Below are 819 nucleotides of genomic sequence, written 5' to 3' on the forward strand. Positions count from 1 at the left end.
GCCGACTACCGCCCGCCGTCGAGGAGGACTTCCGAGCCACCGGGATGACCCACCTCAACGCGGTCTCCGGCTCCAACGTCGCGATTGTGGTGGGTGCGGTGTTGTTGCTGGCCCGGTGGGCACGGGCCGGTCCCTGGCTCGCCGCCGCGCTCTGTGCGGTGGCGCTGGTGGGGTTCGTCATCCTGGTCCGCCCGTCGCCGAGCGTCGTACGGGCCGCCACGATGGGGGCGATCGGGCTCGCCGCGCTCGCCGCCGGTCGTCCTCGGGCGGCGCTGCCCGCGTTGGCCGCTGCCGTGACCGTGCTGGTGCTCGTCGACCCGGAGTTGGCCGGGGACCCGGGGTTCGCGCTCTCCGTGCTGGCCACCGGTGGCCTGCTGCTGCTCGCGCCGCGCTGGCGGGACGGGTTGCGGCGGCGAGGCGTACCGACAGGGCTGGCCGAGGCGCTGGCCGTGCCGGCGGCCGCCCAACTTGCCTGCGGCCCGGTCGTCGCCGGCATCTCCGGCACGGTCAGCCTCGTGGCGGTGCCGGCGAACCTGCTGGCGGTGCCGGCCATCGCGCCAGCGACAGTGCTGGGCGTGCTGGCGGCACTGGTGTCGCCGATCTGGCCGGCCGGTGCCGGGTTCGTCGCGTGGCTGGCGAGTTGGCCGGCCTGGTGGTTGGTGCTCATCGCCCGGCAGGGGGCTCGGCTGCCGGGCGGCACCCTGCCGTGGCCGGGTGGTGTGCCCGGGGCCCTGCTGCTGACCGGGCTGACAGTCGCGCTGCTGATCGCGGTGCGCCGACCACTCGTCCGCCGGCTGGTCGCGGTGGTCGGTGTCGCCG

The 819-nt window shown here is 76.1% G+C and carries 1 protein-coding gene; it reads left to right on the plus strand.

All coding sequences use genetic code 11. From position 1 onward, the window contains the following. The coding region (locus tag KBX53_RS34580) for a ComEC/Rec2 family competence protein (protein WP_210863991.1) at positions 1 to 819 on the plus strand (819 nt) is incomplete at both ends.

The organism is Micromonospora sp. M51 (assembly GCF_018070305.1).
In the GTDB taxonomy this organism is placed as follows: Bacteria; Actinomycetota; Actinomycetes; order Mycobacteriales; family Micromonosporaceae; genus Micromonospora; species Micromonospora parva.